Origin of the sequence: Janthinobacterium sp. TND4EL3 (assembly GCF_900156175.1) — a bacterium.
GTDB lineage: Bacteria > Pseudomonadota > Gammaproteobacteria > Burkholderiales > Burkholderiaceae_D > Janthinobacterium.
The window spans coordinates 24,999-42,523 of record NZ_FTMV01000005.1 but is presented as its reverse complement, the minus strand read 5'-3'; the positions used below and the strand labels follow the sequence as shown (position 1 = coordinate 42,523).

General features: G+C 64.8%; 14 protein-coding genes. 6 read left to right on the top strand and 8 right to left on the bottom strand.

Annotation, left to right across the window (positions count from 1 at the left end):
• Window positions 1–3 precede the first annotated feature (3 nt).
• From BXA07_RS10010 to BXA07_RS10000, 3 genes are all read left to right on the top strand, one after another.
• Window positions 4–3,117 (top strand): efflux RND transporter permease subunit, encoded by a 3,114-nt coding sequence (locus tag BXA07_RS10010; protein WP_076567772.1) that lies wholly within the window; start codon window positions 4–6, stop codon window positions 3,115–3,117.
• Window positions 3,118–3,479: 362 nt separating this feature from the next.
• Entirely contained in the window at window positions 3,480–4,199 is a 720-nt protein-coding gene (locus BXA07_RS10005; protein ID WP_212592285.1) for an MgtC/SapB family protein, read from the top strand.
• Complete coding sequence (locus BXA07_RS10000) at window positions 4,199–4,510, top strand: hypothetical protein (RefSeq protein ID WP_076567769.1); 312 nt, start codon at window positions 4,199–4,201, stop codon at window positions 4,508–4,510. The genes BXA07_RS10005 and BXA07_RS10000 overlap by 1 nt, the downstream gene beginning before the upstream one ends.
• Here the strand turns inward: BXA07_RS10000 and BXA07_RS09995 are convergent.
• Window positions 4,502–5,905 carry a sensor histidine kinase gene (locus BXA07_RS09995; RefSeq protein WP_076567767.1) on the bottom strand — a complete coding sequence of 468 codons (1,404 nt, stop codon included), beginning with the start codon at window positions 5,903–5,905 and terminating at the stop codon, window positions 4,502–4,504. The two genes, BXA07_RS10000 and BXA07_RS09995, sit on opposite strands and share 9 nt — an antisense overlap.
• Window positions 5,898–6,578, bottom strand: coding sequence for a response regulator transcription factor (locus tag BXA07_RS09990; RefSeq protein WP_076567766.1), 681 nt, complete (start codon window positions 6,576–6,578; stop codon window positions 5,898–5,900). The genes BXA07_RS09995 and BXA07_RS09990 overlap by 8 nt, the downstream gene beginning before the upstream one ends.
• A 237-nt stretch (window positions 6,579–6,815) precedes the next feature.
• On the opposite strand from BXA07_RS09990, the gene BXA07_RS09985 reads away from it, so the two are divergent.
• From BXA07_RS09985 to BXA07_RS09975, 3 genes are read left to right on the top strand one after another with little or no spacing between them, the layout of a single operon-like run.
• On the top strand, window positions 6,816–7,940 hold the full coding sequence (locus BXA07_RS09985; RefSeq protein ID WP_076567764.1) for an efflux RND transporter periplasmic adaptor subunit: 1,125 nt from the start codon (window positions 6,816–6,818) through the stop codon (window positions 7,938–7,940).
• Window positions 7,933–11,037: an efflux RND transporter permease subunit gene (locus tag BXA07_RS09980; protein WP_076567762.1), complete on the top strand. Its 3,105-nt coding sequence runs from the start codon at window positions 7,933–7,935 to the stop codon at window positions 11,035–11,037. Before BXA07_RS09985 ends, BXA07_RS09980 begins: the two co-directional genes overlap by 8 nt.
• Window positions 11,024–12,301, top strand: coding sequence for a TolC family protein (locus tag BXA07_RS09975; RefSeq protein WP_076567761.1), 1,278 nt, complete (start codon window positions 11,024–11,026; stop codon window positions 12,299–12,301). Before BXA07_RS09980 ends, BXA07_RS09975 begins: the two co-directional genes overlap by 14 nt.
• A gap of 65 nt (window positions 12,302–12,366) precedes the next feature.
• Here BXA07_RS09975 and BXA07_RS09970 read toward each other — a convergent pair whose 3' ends face one another.
• From BXA07_RS09970 to BXA07_RS09945, 6 genes are all read right to left on the bottom strand, one after another.
• Complete coding sequence (locus tag BXA07_RS09970) at window positions 12,367–12,552, bottom strand: hypothetical protein (protein WP_076567759.1); 186 nt, start codon at window positions 12,550–12,552, stop codon at window positions 12,367–12,369.
• An 80-nt stretch (window positions 12,553–12,632) separates the two neighbouring features.
• The gene (xerD, locus tag BXA07_RS09965) at window positions 12,633–13,547 is read right to left on the bottom strand and encodes a site-specific tyrosine recombinase XerD (RefSeq protein WP_170909645.1); all 915 of its coding nucleotides are present in this window, start codon (window positions 13,545–13,547) and stop codon (window positions 12,633–12,635) included.
• On the bottom strand, window positions 13,547–14,047 hold the full coding sequence (locus BXA07_RS09960; RefSeq protein WP_076567758.1) for a methylated-DNA--[protein]-cysteine S-methyltransferase: 501 nt from the start codon (window positions 14,045–14,047) through the stop codon (window positions 13,547–13,549). Before BXA07_RS09960 ends, xerD begins: the two co-directional genes overlap by 1 nt.
• Window positions 14,048–14,472: 425 nt before the next feature.
• Complete coding sequence (locus BXA07_RS09955) at window positions 14,473–15,753, bottom strand: TRAP transporter large permease (RefSeq protein ID WP_076567756.1); 1,281 nt, start codon at window positions 15,751–15,753, stop codon at window positions 14,473–14,475.
• Window positions 15,750–16,322, bottom strand: a complete 573-nt coding sequence (locus tag BXA07_RS09950) for a TRAP transporter small permease (RefSeq protein WP_076567755.1) — start codon at window positions 16,320–16,322, stop codon at window positions 15,750–15,752. Before BXA07_RS09950 ends, BXA07_RS09955 begins: the two co-directional genes overlap by 4 nt.
• 117 nt (window positions 16,323–16,439) lie before the next feature.
• Window positions 16,440–17,432, bottom strand: a complete 993-nt coding sequence (locus BXA07_RS09945) for a TRAP transporter substrate-binding protein (RefSeq protein WP_076567992.1) — start codon at window positions 17,430–17,432, stop codon at window positions 16,440–16,442.
• Window positions 17,433–17,525: the final 93 nt, after the last annotated feature.

The following is a 17,525-nucleotide window of genomic DNA, read 5'->3' as shown; positions in this document are numbered from 1 at the left end:
GCCATGTGGATGACCAAAGTCAGCATTCAAAACCCCGTCTTCGCCACCATGGTCATGGTGGCGCTGGTGGTGCTGGGCATCTTCTCCTACCGCGGCCTGGGCGTGGAGAGCATGCCCAGCGTGCAGTTCCCGTTCGCCGCCATTGAAGTGAACTACCCGGGCGCCTCGCCCGAAGCCGTGGAAAACGACATCACGCGCCCCATCGAGGACGCCGTCAACACCGTCAGCGGCATCAAGACCATCCGCGCCAACTCGTGGGAAGGACGCGCCGGCGTCTACCTGGAATTCGAACTGTCGACCAACATGGACAAGGCCATGCAGGACTTGCGCGACAAGGTGGCCCTGGTGCGCCCGCGCTTCCCGAAAGAGGCCAAGGACCCGTTCATCGCGCGCGCCGAGGGCGACAACGAGCGCCCCATCGCCACCATCGTGCTGACCTCGACGGGGCACGACCTGCGCTCGCTGTCGACCATGACGGAGCAGATCATCAGCAAGCGCTTCCAGGGCGTGGCTGGCGTGGGGCAAGTCAAGCTGCGCGGCCTGCGCGCGCGCCAGATCCTCATCAGCATGAAGCCGATCGAGCTCAATGCCCAGGGCATCGGCGTCGATGAAGTCATCCGCGCCATCCAGGCGACGAATACCAACCTGCCGGCCGGCTCCATCAGCCATGGCGCGGCCGAACAGCTGGTGCGCGTGGAAGGCAAGATCAAGGATGCGCGCGAATTCGGCAAGATCATCGTCGCGCGCCGCGCCGTCGGCCCCGTCTACCTGGACCAGGTGGCCACCGTCGTCGACGGCGAGCAGGAAGAACTGTCGATTTCGCGCATGAACGGCCAGCAGGCCGTGACCATGGAAATCACCAAGGTGCAGGACGCCAACGTGGTCGAAGTGGGCACCGGCATCCTGAAAGTGGCGGCGGACCTGCAAAAGACGCTGCCGCCCGATATCACCCTGCGCGTGCTCGACGACGAATCGGAACGCGTACAAAGCCAGCTCAATAACGTCAAGCGCACCATCATCGAAGGCGCCGTGCTGACCATGGTGATCGTCTTCCTGTTCCTGCACTCGTGGCGCTCGACCATCATCACGGGATTGACCCTGCCGATCTCCGTGCTGGCCAGCTTCATCGCCATGAAGGCCTTCGGCTTCACGCTGAACTTTTTGACCCTGATGGCGCTATCGCTGTGCATCGGCCTGCTGATCGACGACGCCATCGTCGTGCGCGAAAACATCGTGCGCCACCTGGGCATGGGCAAGAACCACTACAAGGCGGCCAACGACGGCACCAATGAAATCGGCCTGGCCGTGATGGCCACCACGTTTGCCATCGTCGCCGTGTTCGTGCCCGTCGCCTTCATGGACGGCATCATCGGCCGCTTCTTCCTGCAGTTCGGCATCACCGTGGCCGTCGCCGTGCTCGTTTCCCTGTTCGTCAGCTTCACGCTCGACCCCATGCTGTCGTCCGTCTGGCGCGACCCCGTCAAGGACCGCTTCAAGTACGCGCCGTGGCTGGGCCGCTTCATGGCTTGGATCGAAACGGGCATCGACCGCCTGCACGTCTGGTACGGCAAGGTGCTGGCTGTGGCCCTGCGCTGGCGCAAGACCACCCTGGCCACGGCCGTGGCGCTGTTCGCGGGCAGCCTGATGCTCGTGCCCATGATCGGCGGCGAAATGTTCCCGGAAACGGACCAGGGCTGGGTCAACCTGCGCTTCAAGACGCCCGTCGGCTCCAGCCTCGAATACACGGATAGTAAAGTGCGCCAGATCGAAACGGCCTTGAAGGAATTTCCCGAGATCGACAGCCTGGTGGCCAATATCGGCACGCCCGATGGACGCAACACGGCCGAGGTGAACCTGAAGCTGACGGACATCAAGACGCACAAGCGCCGCTCGCAGCAGGAACTGGAAAAACTGATCCGCGAACGCCTGGCGCCGATCGCCGGCATCACCCTGTCCGTCGGCCAGCGTCCCATCTTCATCGCCATCCTCGGCACGGATGAAGGCAAGCTCGATGCGGTGGCGCACACCCTGATGGACAAGATGCGCAACATCAAGGGCCTGGCCGACATGGAATACAGCCAGGAAGGCGCCAATCCGTCGACCACCGTGAAGATCAACAACGAGCTGGCCAGCGACCTGGGACTGTCGGTGCAGCAGATCGGCAATGCCCTGCGGCCGTTCGTGGCGGGCGACACGGTCAGCCACTGGCTGGCGTCCGACGGGCAGAACTACGACGTCAACGTGCAGCTGCCCAAATCGGGCCGGCAGAAGGTGGCCGACCTGGCCGACCTGTCGCTGGCGTCGAGCAAGCTTGACGCGAACGGCAAGCCCGTCATGATTCCGCTGCGCCAGGTGGTCGAATTCGTGCCGTCCTCCAGCCCGCAAGTACTGAAACGCCAGGCCTTGCAGCGCCGGGTCGCCATCTATGCGGGCGTGCAGGGCCGCCCTGCCGGTGACGTCGACGCCGACGTGCAGAAAGCCATCAAGTCCATCGACCTGCCGCCGGGCGTGCGCTTCGACGTGGCCGGCAATGCGCAGCAGATGGCCGAAACCATGGGCGGCGCGATGATGGCGCTGGGGATCGCCGTGATCTTCATCTACCTGGTGCTGGCCTCGCAGTTCGGCAGCTTCCTGCAGCCGATCGCCATCATGGTGTCCTTGCCGCTGTCCCTGATCGGCGTGCTGGCCGCGCTGCTGATCACGGGCAGCACCCTGAACATCTTCTCCGTGATCGGCTTCATCATGCTCATGGGCTTAGTGACGAAGAACGCGATTCTGCTGGTCGACTTCACCAACCAGCGCCAGCGCGAAGGCCTGGGGCAGTTCGAGGCGCTGATGGAAGCGGGGCAAGTGCGTCTGCGGCCCATCCTGATGACGACCCTGGCGATGGTGTTCGGCATGCTGCCGATGGCCATCGGCATGGGCGACGGCGGCGAATCGCAGGCGCCCATGGGCCGCGCCGTCATCGGCGGCGTGATCACCTCGACCTTGTTGACCCTGGTGGTGGTGCCCGTCGCCTACACCTATCTCGACAGCCTGGGCAAGCGCGCCGCGCGCTTTTTCGGCGGCGGCGAGCATGCCGAAACCACCGACGATGGCAAAGCGCCTGCCCACTGACCCACCGGTCGCCTTCACCGTCCCCGCATTGGCGGGGACGACGCGGCGGCTTCCTGAAGAGAGCTTCAGTTGACCAAAGCGGCCCCACTGGCTAGACTGTCCCCGTTATCAATGATATGGAGTGACTCGTGGGTGCTTGTTCCAGTGACAGTAGTCGATTGACCATCGGCGATCGGCCTTAGGCAAGACGCGCGCTCCGCCCGCCTTGCCCTCGGCAAGGTGCGGTTTTACCAGCGGCGATGTCCATTCGCCGCCACTTCCCTCCTCATCGTTCCACCGTTATCGTCTGCTGCCCCCAATCCGGGCGGATTTTCTTCGCCTTGTGCACTCGCCTGTTCCTCCCCAGCCGGGAGAAACTGATGGTGGTATTTGATTTTGCGCTGCGCGTTGCCGCGGCATTGACCCTGGGCGCCATGATCGGCGCCGAACGCCAGCTGCGCCAGCGCATGGCGGGCCTGCGCACGAATGCGCTGGTGTCCGTCGGCGCCTCGCTGTTCGTGATGGTTTCCGTGCTCGAAGGCGACAGCGCCGGCCATATGCGCATCGCCGCGCAAGTGGTGTCGGGCATCGGCTTTCTCGGCGCAGGCGTCATCATGCGCGAAGGCATGACGGTGCGCGGCCTGAACACGGCCGCCACCCTGTGGTGCTCGGCCGCCATCGGCATCCTGTGCGGCCTGGGGTTTGCCCTGGAAGCGGCCATCGGCACGGGCTTCGTGCTGATCGCCAACCTGGTGCTGCGCCACCTGGCGCAACGGATCAACGCGCACGGCAGCGAAGCGGGCATCGAGACGGAAAGCATCTACCGCGTGACGGCCGTGTGCGAGGCGGAGCAGGAAGTGCAGGTGCGCAAGCTGATGCTGCGCCTGATCAGCGGCATGCCGGCGCTGATGCTGCAATCCTTGCACAGCGAAGACGCGGCGCAGGCCGGGCGCATCGAAGTGCGGGCCGACCTGCTCACGCCCGTCTCCAGCCTGGGATTGCTGGAACAGATCGTCAGCCAGGTGAGCCTGGAAGGCAGCGTCTCGGCCGTGCGCTGGGCGCTCGTGAACAACGCGGAATTTGTCGCCGAACGGGGAGTGTGATGATGAAAAAATTCTTCCATTGGTTTGCCGGGCGCGGTCCCGTCGTGGCCACCTACCGCCTGACCGTCACCTGCCCCGCGGCGCAAGCCGACCACGTCGTGCGCCTGCTGCTGGCCGAACTCAAAGGCGCGGGCCTGGCGCCGTCGCAGATGCTGCGCAGCTGGGACCAGGCCCGGCAGGTGGTGCAGCTGATCGCCATGGTGCTGTGCCAGGCCGTGCAGCGCGCCGTGCTGGTGCGCTTCGTCAACCGCGCAGGCGCCTGGCCGCAGGTGCGGCAGGTGCGCTGGGAAGGCGTCGCGTCTTCACTCTGACGCGGGCAGGCGCATGGTAAACAGGGCGCCGCCTTGCGGGCGGTTGCATGCCTCGATACTGCCGCCATACGCATGCACGATGGCCTGCGACAGGGCCAGGCCGAGGCCGAAACCGGGCGCCTCGCCCGCGCGCGCCTTGGCGCCCCGGTAAAAGCGTTCGAACAAATGCGGCAAGTCTTCCACGCCAATGCCCGGCCCCGCGTCGGCCACGCCGACAAGCGCGTATTCGCCCTCGCGCGCCACGTGCACGGTGATGCTGCTTTCTGGTGGCGAAAACTTCACGGCATTGTCGAGCAGATTGGCCAGCACCAGGTCAGCAGGCCCGGCCGCCACCCGCGCGTGCACGGGCGCGCCATCACCTTCGTCGAACATGATGCGGATGCCGCGCTGCGCGGCCGCCTTTTCCAGGCGCTGCGCGGCCGCCCGCACGAGCGGATTGAGCGCGATGGTTTCCACGGCATTGCGCTCCTGCCCCACGTCCAGGCGCGTGAGCATCAGCAGTTCCTCCACCAGGGTTGTCAGGCGCTGCACTTCATCGAGGCAGGACGCCAGCGCGTCCACATACTCGGGCGCTTCGCGCGGGCGGCGCAGGGTGATTTCGATTTCCGTGCGCAGGCGCGACAGGGGCGAGCGCAGCTCGTGCGAAGCGTCGGCCGTGAAGCGGCGCTGCGCGTCGTAGCCGCGCTCCAGGCGGTCCAGCATGGCGTTCAGGGTATCGACCAGGCGGCCGATCTCGTCCTGCGTGCCCGGATGGGGCAGGCGCTGGTGCAGGCTGGCTTCGCCGATCGAATGCGCCTGGTCCACCACGTCGTCGATGGCGCCCAGCACACGGCGCGTGAGCATTTCGCCGGCCAGCCCCACGGCCGCCAGCAAAGCCAGGGCCATGGCGCCAAACAGCACGGTAGCCGCCGCCAGTATGTGGTTGGCGTCGTCGAGCGAACCGGCCACCTGCACCGCCAGGCGCGAACCGGACGACGACACGGGAACGGACACCATGCGCAGCGGCTCTTCGCCGAACTTGGGCAAGGTCTCGAAGACGGTGTCGCCGGCCGCCAGGTGCGCCAGCAGGGCCGGTGGTGCCGGCAGCTGCGCCGCCTCCAGGTTGCGGCTGCGCGCCAGCACGCGGCCTTCGCCATCGATGATCTGCACCAGGCGGTCCAGCCGCATCAGCGACGGCGGCGCCTGGCCCGGCGCCACCTCGTGCACCTGCACGGGCTGGCGTGGCGCGGCCGGCAGCATGGCCATTTCCGTCTCGGCCAGCGCCAGCAGGGCCGCGTCTAGCTGGCCGCGCACGGCGCGCGACAGGCCCCAGTAGCCGGCCAGCGCCGTGCAGGCGACGATGGCGAGTATCACGGCCAGGTGCACCCGCAACAGGCGCTTGCGAAAGCTAGCCACCGTGGTTTTCCGCCAGGCGGAAGCCCCGTCCGCGCACCGTGTGGATCAAGGGAAGCAAGCCCGGCGCATCGACCTTGCCCCGCAGGTTGCGCACGTGGACGTCGATCAGGTTGTCGATGCCGATCAGGTCCGCCTGCCAGATCTGCTCGGCCAGGCGCGCGCGGCTAACCACCTCGCCCGCCTGGCGCAGCAGGATCAGCAGGATCGCGTATTCCTTGGGCGTGAGCACCAGCGGCGCGCCGGCCCGCGTCACCTGGTGGCTGACGGGATCGAGCGACAGGTCGGCCAGCGCCAGCACGAGCGGACGGCTGATATCGGAGCGGCGCAGCAGGGCGCGGATGCGCGCCAGCAGCTCCTCGAATTCGAACGGCTTGGTCAGGTAATCGTCGGCGCCCGTGTTCAGGCCCGCCACCCGGTCGGCCGTGGCGTCGCGCGCCGTGAGCATCAGCACGGGCGTCTGGATGCCGCGCGCGCGCAAATCGCGGCAAAAATCGATGCCCTGCTTGCCCGGCAACATCCAGTCCAGCACGATCGCGTCGTAGTCGACGGCGTAGCTTTCGTCCTCGCCCTCTTCCGCGCTGTGCGCCACGTCGACGACAAAGCCTTCTTCCTGCAAGCCCCGTGCCAGCAGGCGCGCCGCCTTGCGGTCGTCTTCCACCAGGAGGATTCTCATGCTTGCCTTTCCCATTGTGCTGCGTTTCCCGCATTTTCCATCCTTGCATTTTACCGCGCCGTACCGCGCGCGCGCGGAACCTGAAGAATGATTCAGGCGTTCTTGGGCGCTTCTTCAGGAGCACATTGCTATGCTTTCCCGGCGCTGTCATATCGCTGCCCGCGCTCCCCTCTGACCGCCCGCCTGGGCACGGCATCCACGCATGCCCCATCACCATCAATAATAAGGAAACACGGGATGAACACGACCACCCGCAACGCCCTGGGCGCCAGCTGCGCCCTCGCTCTCGCCTGCTCGGCCCTGGCCGGCTGCGCCAAGCCGACGGCGGCAGCCACGCCACCCGCCCAATCGATGCATCTGGACGACGGCAGCATCGCCGTCGACAGGATGTCGCCGCTGCTCCAGCGCCTGCAGATCGCCGCCGTGCAGGAACAGGAAATCGCCACGCAGACGGATGCGCCGGGCAGCATCGAAGCGATGCCGGAAAAACTCGTGAAAATCACGCCGCCGCTGGCCGGGCGGATCACGCGCCTGCAGCGCGCGCTGGGCGACAGCGTGAAGGCGGGCGAGCCGCTGTTCACGCTCGACTCGGTGGAACTGAGCGCCGCCTACGCGGACGACAGCAAGGCGAAGTCCGCCCTGCTGCAGGCGCGCCAGGAACTCGAACGGCAAAAAACGCTGTTCGAGGCGGAAATCGCCGCGCGCAAGGAGTACGAAGCGGCCCAGGCGGCCTACGACCAGGCTGGCAGCGACGCGCACGCCAGCGCCGACAAGCTGGCCCAGTACGGCGCCGGCGCGCACGGTTCGCGCCGCGACTACGTGCTGCGTTCGCCCATCGCCGGCACCGTGATCGCCATGGACGGTGCCCAGGGCGGCTACTGGAACGATATCAACGCCCCTGTCATGACGGTGGCGGACCTGTCCACCGTGTGGCTGTCGGCCAACGTGGCCGAAAGGGACCTGGCGCAGGTGGCAGTGGGCCAAAAGGCCCGCATCAAGGTCGATGCCTGGCCCGGCAGGGATTTTGAAGGCAAGGTCGCGTATGTGGGCGCCGTGCTCGATCCCGAGACGCGCACGGTGAAAGTGCGCGTGGCCATCGACAACCGCGCCGGCACCTTCAAGCCCGGCATGTTCGCCCACGCGGGTTTTGCCGGCGCCAGCCGCCGCGCCATCGTCGTGCCCGCGGCGGCCGTGCTGCAAAGCGGGTTGTCGACGCGCGTAATGGTCGAGCGCGGCCCGCTGCGCTTCGAGCCACGCACGGTGGAAGTAGGCGCCAGCCATGGCGACCAGGTGGAAATCGTCTCGGGGCTGAAGGCGGGCGAGCGCATCGTCGTCAAGGAAGGAGTGCTGCTCAATGATTGACCGTTTCATCACCACGTGCTGCCAGCGGCGCGGCATCGTCTGGCTGGTGCTGCTGTTCGTCGCCGTCTACGGCATCTACTGCTGGAAGCAGCTGCCCATCGAAGCCTATCCCGACATCGCCGACGTCACCTCGCAGATCGTCACGCAGGTGCCGGGCCTGGGCGCCGAGGAAATCGAGCAGCAGATCACCATTCCGCTCGAGCGCGCCCTGCTCGGCACGCCCGGCATGCACGTGCTGCGCACGCGCAGCCTGTTCGCGCTGTCCCTGATCACGGTGGTCTTCGAAGACGGCAGCGACGGCTACTTCACGCGCGAACGGTTGCAGGAGCGCCTGGCCAGCGTGAACCTGCCGTACGACGCCAAGCCGGGTCTCGATCCCTATACCTCGCCCACGGGCGAAATCTACCGCTACACGCTGGAATCGAAAACACGGTCCCTGCGCGAACTGTCCGAGCTGCAGTTCTGGACCGTGATCCCGCGCCTGCAGCAGGTGCGCGGCGTGGCCGACGTCAGCAATTTCGGCGGCCTGACGACGCAATTCATGCTGGAACTCGATCCCGCAAAACTGGACAGCTACGGCTTCTCGCTGGCGCAGGTCAAGGACGCCATCAACGCCAACAACCTCAGCGGCGGCGGCAGCGTCATCGACCGCGGCCAGCAATCGTACGTGGTGCGCGGCGTGGGCTTGCTGCATTCGCTCGACGACATGGGCAATGTCGTCGTCAGCAGCAAGGACGGCGTGCCCGTGCTGGTGAAGGACCTGGGCAAGCTCGCCTACGGCAACGTGGAGCGGCGCGGCATCCTCGGCAAGGACGACAAGCCCGACACCATCGAAGGCATCACCCTGCTGCTGAAGGATTTCAACCCGTCCGAGGCGCTGGCCGGCATCCATGCGGCCGTGGACGATTTGAATGCGAATGTGCTGCCGAAGGACGTCAAGGTCGTGCCCTACCTGGACCGCAGCTCGCTGATCGACGCCACCCTGCACACGGTCAGCCATACCCTGGGCGAAGGCATGCTGCTCGTCGCCCTCGTGCTGCTGCTGTTTTTGGGCAGCCCGCGCGCGGCCGCCATCGTCGCGCTGACGATCCCGCTGGCCCTGCTGATCGCCTTTATCTTCATGCACCACTTCAGGATTCCCGCCAATTTGCTGTCGCTGGGCGCGATCGACTTCGGCATCCTCGTCGACGGTTCCGTGGTGGTGCTGGAAAACATGCTGCGCCGCCGCGAGCGCGAGCAGGACCGCCCGCTTACCCTGCAGGACGCCATCGACGCGACCCTGCAGGTGGCGCGCCCCATCATGTTCGGCATGGCCGTCATCATCGCCGCCTACCTGCCCCTGTTCGCCTTCCAGCGCATCGAGTACAAGCTGTTCTCGCCCATGGCGTATGCGGTGGGCGCGGCGCTGGTGGGTGCGCTGGTGGTGGCTTTGGTGCTGATTCCGGGCCTGGCCTGGCTGGCATTACGCAAGCCGCGCCGCACCTTCCATAACCGCGCGCTGGACAAGCTGGCGGCCGCGTATGGCCGCTTCCTCGAACGTACCGTGGGCAAGCGCCGCTGGGTGGCGATGGTGTGCGCCGGATCGCTCGCGGCGCTGGCCATCCTGGGCGGCAGCATCGGCCGCGACTTCCTGCCCTATCTCGATGAGGGGTCGCTGTGGCTGCAGGTGCAGATGCCGCCCGGGATCACCTTGGACAAGGCGTCGGAGATGGCCAGCGAACTGCGGCGCGCCGCGCTGGAATTCCCGGAAGTGTCGACCATCGTCACGCAGACGGGACGCAACGACGACGGCACCGATTACTGGACGCCGTCGCACATCGAGGCAAGCGTGGGACTGCATCCCTATAAAAGCTGGAAGTCGGGCATGAGCAAGCAGCAGCTGATCGCGAAAATGAACGCGCGCTTCGCCCGCATGCCAGGCTACACGGTGGCCTTCATGCAGCCGATGATCGATGGCGTGCAGGATAAATTGTCGGGCGCGCACAGCGACCTGACGGTGAAAATCTTCGGCAACGACCTCGATGAAGTGCGGCGCATCGCCGGCAAGGTGGCCAATGTGCTGAAGACTGTCCACGGCGCCTCCGACGTGGCGGTGGACGTCGAGCCGCCGCTGCCCAACCTGAAAGTGGAACTGGACAGGGCAAAAGCGGCACGCTACGGCATCAACGCGGCCGACGTGGCCGACCTGATTGCCACCGGCATCGGCGGCGCGCCCATCGGCCAGGTCTACGTGGGCGAGAAAAGCTATGACATCGCCGTGCGCTTCCCGCCCGCCACGCGCTCCAGCCCGGACGCCGTTGCCAGCCTGATGCTCAACGCCGCCAGCGGCGCCAGGATTCCACTGGCGCAGGTGGCCACCATCAGCACCACCTCGGGCGAAAGCGTGATCGTGCGCGAAATGGGACGGCGCCACATCATCGTGCGTCTCAATGCCCGCGGGCGCGACCTGGCCGGCTTCCTGGCCGAAGCGCGCCCGCTGGTGGCGCAGGCCGTGGCCAACGAGCACCAGCGCATCAGCGTCGAATGGGGTGGCCAGTTCGAAAACCTGCAGCGCGCGCAAAGCCGCCTGGCCCTGATCCTGCCGATGACCCTGGGCGCCATGTTCCTGCTGCTGTTTGGCCAGTTCCGCAATCTGCGCCAGCCCGCGCTGGTCTTGCTGGCCGTGCCGCTGGCCATGCTGGGCGGCCTGGCCGCGCTTCACCTGCGCGGCATGACCCTGAACGTGTCGAGCGCGGTGGGCTTCATCGCCCTGTTCGGCGTGGCCGTGCTCAATGCCGTGCTGATGCTGGCGCAGATCAACCGATTGCGCGCGGAAGAAGGCAGGAGCTTGCGCGACGCCGTGCTGGATGGCGCGCGCGACCGCATGCGCCCCGTGCTGATGACGGCCACCGTGGCCGCCCTGGGGCTGACGCCGGCCATGCTGGCCACGGGGCTGGGCAGCGACGTGCAGCGCCCGCTGGCCACCGTCGTGGTGGGCGGCCTGGTGACGGCCACGGCGCTGACCCTGCTGCTGTTGCCGGCCCTGTATTACCTGATCGAGGCGTATGTACAACAACGCCGGATCGATACCGAAGGAGTGAACCATGACACGTTTTAATGTACTGCTGGCGGTCTGGCTGATGACGCCATGCGCCAGCGCCGCCCCGTTGACCTTCGAGACCTATTTGTCCGCCGTGGAAAGCCACAGCCTGGAATTGCAGGCGCAGCAGGAAAGCATCACCTCGGCCAAGGCCGGCATCGGCATCGCCGGCCTGCGTCCCGATCCCGAATTCACGCTGGGCGCCACGCGCGAGACCGTGCGCAGCGTCGAGCACCGTCCCGTCACGTGGACGCCGGCCATCAACATGGCCATCGAAACGGGCGGCAAGCGCGCCGCGCGCTTGAAAGCGGCGCACAGCAATGTCGCGCTGGCCGAGGAAACGGTGGCCGGCTTCAAAAGCGAGCTGTATGGCACGGCCGCCGCCGCGTTCACGGAAGCGTGCCGCACGCGCGAGGTCCTCGCGCGCAAGCAGCAGACCATGGCGGCCCTGTCTAAGGTGGTCGAGGCGAACGCCGTGCGGCGCAAGGCTGGCGACGTGGGCGGCATCGAACTGCTGCAGTCGCGCGTGGAACGCGACCAGTTCCAGGCCGAACTGGCGCAGGCACGCAGCGAGGCGGACAGCGCCATGTTGAATTTGTCGCCGCCCTTGGGCCGCCAGTTCGACACGCTGTTTCCGGACGCGCAGCTGGCCTGCGACTTCGCCGCGTATGCCGACCAGGATGCCAGCACCCTGGTGCCGCAGGCGCTCGGCGCGCGCAGCGACGTGCGCATCGCCCGCGCCAGCGTGGACAATCTGCGCGACGGCGCGGCGCTGGTCCGCGCCAACCGTTCGGTCGATCCGACCGTCACCGTGGGCCTGTCCGCCGCGCGCGGCTACCATGACGGCGTTGACGCCAGCGGCAATCCCGTCGACGGGTCGCCCCGTTCGCGCGCCCTCTCCCTTTCGCTGGCCATCCCCATCCCCCTGTCGCGGCGCGACCAGGGTGACATCGTGCAGGCGGAAGCGGGCGTGACGCAGGCGATGCTGGCGCTGCGCCAGGCGGAATTGAAGGCGGAGACGGAAGTGCGCGCGGCGCAGCGGCAATGGCGCTCGGCGCAGGAACGGCTGGCGCACTACCGCGACGGCGTGCTGCAGGATGCGCAGAAGGTGGTCGACGGAATGCGCCTGTCCTACATCAAGGGCAATGCCTCGCTGCTGGAATGGCTGGCGGCGCAGCGTTCGGCCGATGAGGCGTATCAGGGTTATGTGCAGGCGCGCGCCGATGCGGCCATCGCCAGCACGCAGCTGCAACTGGCGATCGGCCAGCGGCCGCGCTTGTAGCGGGGGAAAATAGAACGAGGGGAGACCGGCGCGGCGATGCCGCACCGGTCGTCAGGAACGAGGAATTACTGCGGCTGGGCGGGAGCGTCGGTGTCGTCCGCTTCCGGCTCTTCACCCTCGGCGCCCTCTTCACCGTCGGCCGGCTTCGGATTGTTTTTCGCTTCCAGCTTGCGTCTGGCTTTTTCCTCGGCTTTCTTCTTCTTTTCCAGCTCTTTTTGCCGTTTTTCGTATTGGAAATTTGTCTTGGCCATTTACTACCTCTTTAGTTTTTTATTGTTACAGATAAGCACATAAGGCACATTATGACGTAATTGGACCAAACACCAAATGTTTAGCCTCGGGGATGATGCTGCGCATGCAGCAGTTTCAGCCGTTCGCGGGCGACATGCGTGTAGATTTGCGTGGTGGAAATATCGGAATGTCCCAGTAACAATTGCACAACACGCAAGTCCGCGCCATGGTTGAGCAGATGCGTGGCAAACGCATGGCGCAAGGTATGCGGCGACAGCGGTGCCGTGATGCCGGCGTTTAGCGCGTGTTTCTTGATGATGACCCAGAACATTTGCCGCGTCATGGCGCCCCCGCGCCGCGTGACGAACAGCGCATCGTCCATCTGCCCGTCGAGGATGACGCCGCGCGCCTCTTTCAGGTAGCGCTCGATCCACAGCCGCGCCTGTTCGCCGAACGGCACCAGGCGCGTCTTGCTGCCCTTGCCCGTGATGCGCAGCACGCCATCGTTCAGGCTCAGTTCCACCGATTGCAAGTCCACCAGTTCCGACACGCGCAAGCCGCTCGCATACATGAGTTCGAGCATGGTGCGCTCGCGCAAGCCCAGCGGCGTACTCACGTCGGGCGCCGCCAGCAACGCTTCCACCTGCGCTTCGCTCAGGGTATGCACGAAGCGCGCCGGCTGCTTTGCCGACACCATCTTCAGGCACGGGTCGGCGGCAATATGCTTGTGCCGCAAGGCCAGCTGGTAAAAGCGCTTGAGCACGGACAGCCGGCGGTTCGACGAGGTTGCCTTGCTCTCGTCGTGGCGGGCGGCGAAATACGCCTCGATGTCGGCCGTGGTCACCTCGTACAGGCCCTCGCGCCCGGGCCGCGCCACTTCCAGCCAGCGCGCGAACAATCGCATGTCGCGCCGGTAGGCATCGAGCGAGTTTTTCGACAGACCGTCTTCCAGCCACAGGCTGTCGCAGAATTCATCGATCAGGGTGGCGTTGTCGGGCGCCAGCAGGCTGTTCATCATCGGTAAGCTTCCACGCCTTCATGCGCCAGCAGCCAGCGCTTCACGCCAAGGTGAAAGCCGGTGGCGTCATCATGGTGGGCAAAGCCGCCCAGGCCGCCTGCGGCCGTCACGCGGTGGCAAGGGATCACCACGGGATACCAGTTGGCGCCGCAAGCCTGGCCCACGGCGCGCGGGGCCGAGCCGATCAGGCGCGCCACATCGCCATACGTGCGCACCTGGCCGCGCGGAATGCCGGTGATCGCCGCCCATACGCGTTGCTGGTAGGCGCTGCCCAGGCCAGCCAGCGGCAGGTCAAAGACGTAGTCCGGATCAAGGAAGTAGCGCGCCAGTTGCAGGCAGGCCTGCTCCGAGACGGCGTCCTGCGCGTTTTTCTCGGCAAAGTGCGGCGGCAGGTAGACCAGTTCGCGCAGCTGCCCGTCCTGCGCGCGCACACCCATGGCGCCGAACGGCGCGGCCACGATGGCGCTGAACAGTTCACTGCCCTGTTGTTTTTTCATCTGCTGATCATTATTCAAGTGTGGCAAATATACAACCTGCTGGCGCCGGAAACAGCGCCTAGGCGATTATGCACCGACTTTTGGCGTGCTGGCGGACGTTTCCCCGGCACGAAAAAAAAGCGCACCAGCCGGTGCGCTTCAAATATTGCTTCACGTTCCCGGTCGTTTGGGTCCGCCGGTTCCGGCTTGTGGCCGCACGCAGCGATGACTCAACAACTTCTGTGAAACGTGTGTCTCCTCAATATATCCCCGGTATCAATACCGTTCTTATAGACTACTCCCCCACCAACCTTGACACCAATTCTGTCCTTCAGCCTTGCTACCTGGGCGTATATGCTTATACGTGTTTCCCCTTAAGGCTGCCCATCATAGCGCATTTGTTCGGCCGGATCGACTTTTTTTGCACCATGACGGGGTCAACTGTTTTAGTTGTAAATTAAATTTGGCAGCCACAGCGAGATTTGTGGTACGTAGGTAATCAAACCGAGGAAGGCCAGCATCGTCAGCAGCCATGGCATCACGGCCACGGTCAGTTCGGAAATGCCCATCTTCGTGATGCCGGACGCTACATACAGGTTCAGCCCCACGGGCGGATGGCACATGCCCACCTCCATATTGACCACGATCAAGATACCGAAGTGCACCGGATCAATGCCCAGCTTCATGGCGACGGGGAACAGGATAGGCGCCATGATCAGCACGATGGACGACGGCTCCATGACGTTACCGGCCAACAACAGCAGCACGTTGACCACCAGCAGGAAGCTGATCACGCCCAGGCCCTTGCCCGTGATCCACTCAGCCATCGCCTGCGGGATGTTTTCGCTGGTCATCAGGAACGAGAACAGCACGGCGTTGGTGATGATGTACAACAACATCGCCGACATGGCGGCCGAATCGAGCAAGACCTTGCCCACTTGCTTGATCTTCAAGTCCTTGTAGACAAAGACGGCGATAAAAAAGGCGTACACGGCGGCCATGGCGGCCGCTTCCGTCGGCGTGAAGGCGCCCGAATAGATGCCGCCCATGACGATGACGATCAGCAGCAGGCCCCAGGCGCTTTTCTTGAACGTGACGAAACGCTCTTTCCAGCTGGCCTTCTGCATGCGCGGATAGTTGTTCTTGCGCGCCAAAAACCACGTCGTCAGGCCCAGCAGCATGGCCAGCATCATGCCGGGAATCACGCCCGCCATGAACAGCTTGCCCACGGACGTGTTGGTGCTGACGGAATACATCACCATCACGATCGACGGCGGGATCAAAATGCCCAGGGCGCCCGAGGTGGTGATGACGCCGGCGCCGAAACCGCGCGGATACCCCTGCTTGACCATGGCCGGCAAGATGATGGAGCCAATCGCCACCACCGTGGCGGGACTGGAGCCGGAGACGGCCGCAAACAGCGCACAGGCCATCACGCCGGCCAGCGCCAGGCCGCCATGCCAGTGTCCGACCATGGAGCTGGCGAAGTTGATCATGCGCCGCGCCACCCCGCCATGCGTGAGGAAATTGCCCGCCAAAATGAAGAAGGGGATCGCCATGATCTCGAACTTCTCGATGCCCGTGAAAATCTTCAGGGCCACCGATTCGATGGGCACGCTGGTCATGGTGAACAGGAACGTCAGCACCGTCAGGCCCAGCGAGATGGAAATCGGCATGCCGGTCAGCATCAGCGCCAGCAGCAATACAAAAATAATCAGCGCGTTCATGCCTTGGCTCCTTTTTCTTCAGCCGTCAATTCCTCTTCCAGGCCCTCGACATGCGAATGGTCATGCTTCGGCAAGGTGCCCGTCTTGATGAAATGCACCATCACTTGCAGGAAGCGGAAGCACATCAGGTAGGAGCCGAGCGGCACGGCCAGGTAGACCAGCCACATGGGGATTTCCATGTCGGCCGAAGTCTGGTCCGTGTGGCCGATCGACCACACGAAGCTGGCGCCCAGGGTCCCGACGATGCCCGTAAACAGGGCGCCGGCGCCCAGGCCGAAGACGATGAAGCGGTCGCGCCAGCGTGGATTCATGCGGTTGATCAGGACGTCGACGCCTACGTGGATGCCGGTGCGCACGCCGTAGGCGGCGCCGAACTTGGCCATCCAGACGAACATGTAGATGCACAGTTCCTGGGCCCAGCTGGTATTGATTTGAATCAAAAAGTCTTGCAGGCCCGGTATCGGCAAGCCTGCCAGGTAGCGGTGCACGACCGCCACGAAGATGATGAAGGTGGCTGCGCCCATCAAGGACGCGATCAGCCACTCTTCCAGGTGATCCAGAAATTTCATGGTGGACTTTCAAAGAATGCGGGTACGCTGACACCCGCGCAGGACGCGCAGGTGCCGTTGCTACAGAAAGACAGGGAGGTCCCTGAAAGCCGCGCCCGGTGGCGCGGCCAGCGCGGCTTACTTCGCGCTTTCCTTGTTGATGGCCGAGATCAGATCCTTGCCGATGCGCCCTTCCATGGCCTTCTGCACGGGCGCCAGCGCCTTGCGCCACTCGGCCTGTTCCTGCACCGTCAGCGTATAGATCTGCGTCTTGCCCGCCTTCTTGATGGCGTCGAGAGCCTGGTCGTTGTCACGCTGGGCGATGGCTTTTTCAAACGTCGTCGCCTCGCGCATGGCTTTTTCCAGCTGCGTGCGGATCTCGGGCGGCAGGCCGTCCCAGAATTTCTTGTTGACGATGACGGCATAGCCCAGGTAGCCGTGGTTGGACACGGTCACGTGCTTTTGCACTTCATGCATCTTTTGCGTGTACATATTCGATGGCGGATTTTCCGTGCCGTCGACCACGCCCGTCTGCAGCGCCTGATACACTTCCGAGAACGCCAGCACCTGCGGATTGGCGCCCAGCGCGCGCATCTGCGCATCGAGCACCTTGGACGACTGGATGCGCATCTTCAGGCCCTTGAAGTCGGCCGGCGTGTGCAGCGGCTTGTTGGCCGACATCACCTTGAAGCCGTTGTCCCAGTAGGCCAGGCCCGTGATACCCTTGGGTTCAAGCTTTTTCAGCAGGCTCTTGCCGATTTCGCCTTCGGTGACGTTGTACAGCGCCGTCTTGGTAGGGAAAATGTAGGGCAGGTCGAACGCTTCGAATTCCTTCACGCCCAGCGGGCCGAACTTGGCCAGCGACGGCGCCAGCATTTGCACGGCGCCCAGTTGCAGGGCTTCGAGTTCTTCCTTGTCCTTGTACAGCTGGCTGTTCGGGTACAGTTCGACCTTGACCTTGCCATTCGTGGCTTTCTCGGCCAGCTGCTTGAAGCGCTCCGCCGCCTGACCTTTGGGCGTGTCGGTGGCCACGACGTGGCTGAATTTGATGACGATGGGCGCTTGCGCGTAGGCGTGAACGCCGGCGGTGGCGCCGATGGCGGCGCACAGCGCGACGAACAGGGTTTTCATTGGCGGCAGTTGCATTTTTATCTCCTCAGTGGTTTTTTAAAAAACTTTATTATTTGTCTACTTGGATATTGTGCCAAAGAAACTGACCCGGCT